The following is a 1251-nucleotide window of genomic DNA, read 5'->3' as shown; positions in this document are numbered from 1 at the left end:
GCCGGGCCGGCTGGGCCGACCGGGATGGCCGTGCCGACCGGAGCGGCCGGAGCGGCCGCGGGTGACCCCGCAGGGCGTTACCAGGCCCAGGCCTCCGGGCCGGGGCCGCCGTTGCCGACGGGCGGGAAGAGCTCGTCGAGCTTCTTCAGGGTCTCCTCGTCGAGGTCGACGTCCAGCGCGCCGAGGTTGCGGTCGAGCTGGTCCATGGTGCGCGGGCCGACGATCGGGGCGGTCACCCCGGGGCGGGAGAGCAGCCAGGCCAGCGCCACGTCCGCCGGGTCGTGGCCGAGGTCCGCGCAGAGCTTCTCGTACGCCTCGATGGTCGGCCGGTGCGCGGCGAGCGCGTCGGCGGACCGGCCGGAGGTGCCCCGCGCCGCGCTGCCCTCGGCCATCTTCCGGATGATCCCGGAGAGCAGCCCGCCGTGCAGCGGGGACCACGGGATGATGCCCAGGCCGTAGTGCTGGGCGGCCGGGATCACCTCCAGCTCTACGTACCGGGTCATCAGGTTGTAGATGCACTGCTCGGAGACGAGGCCGAGGAAGTTGCGCCGGCCGGCGGCGGCCTGCGCCTGGGCGATGTGCCAGCCGGCGAAGTTGGACGATCCGACGTAGAGGACCTTGCCCTGGGCGACCAGGGTCTCCATCGCCTGCCAGATCTCCTCCCACGGCGTGGTCCGGGAGATGTGGTGCATCTGGTAGAGGTCGATGGTGTCGGTCTGCAGCCGGCGCAGCGACTCCTCGCAGGCCCGGATGATGTGCCGGGCGCTCAGGCCCTGCTCGTTGGGCCACTCGCCCATCTTGCCGTACACCTTGGTGGCCAGGACGACCTTGTCGCGCCGCCCGCCACCCTGGGCGAACCAGCGGCCGATGATCTGCTCGGTGACGCCCTCGCCGAGCTTCCAGCCGTACACGTTGGCGGTGTCGAAGAAGTTGATGCCGTGTTCCAGCGCCCGGTCCATGATGGCGAAGCTGTCCGGCTCGTCGGTCTGCGGCCCGAAGTTCATGGTGCCGAGGCAGAGCCGGCTCACCGAGAGACCGGTGCGTCCCAGGTTCGTGTACTCCATGGCTCCACCCTGGCACGCGCGCACTTAGAGTGCCCACGACAAGGGTGGACGTGGATCAGGACGATTCGCGGGCCGCCGGGCCGCTGCCGAAGAGGACGTCGTCCCAGCTCGGCAGCCGCTTGCGCGGCTTGCCGCCGGCCTCCGCCGACTCGCCGCCACCGGCTGCCGCCGCGGTGCCCGTGCGGCG

General features: G+C 72.0%; 1 protein-coding gene and 1 pseudogene. Both read right to left on the bottom strand.

Annotated features, from left to right (window positions below):
* Positions 1-77 precede the first annotated feature (77 nt).
* Complete coding sequence (locus ACWEVO_RS36690; RefSeq protein ID WP_452311974.1) at positions 78-1064, bottom strand: aldo/keto reductase; 987 nt, start codon at positions 1062-1064, stop codon at positions 78-80.
* A 55-nt stretch (positions 1065-1119) separates the two neighbouring features.
* Positions 1120-1251: pseudogene (locus ACWEVO_RS36685) on the bottom strand (septation protein SepH); the annotation flags it as partial.

Source organism: Micromonospora sp. NPDC003776, from assembly GCF_053605645.1.
Note: the sequence above shows the minus strand (reverse complement) of the source record. Positions and strands in the feature narration are given on the sequence as shown.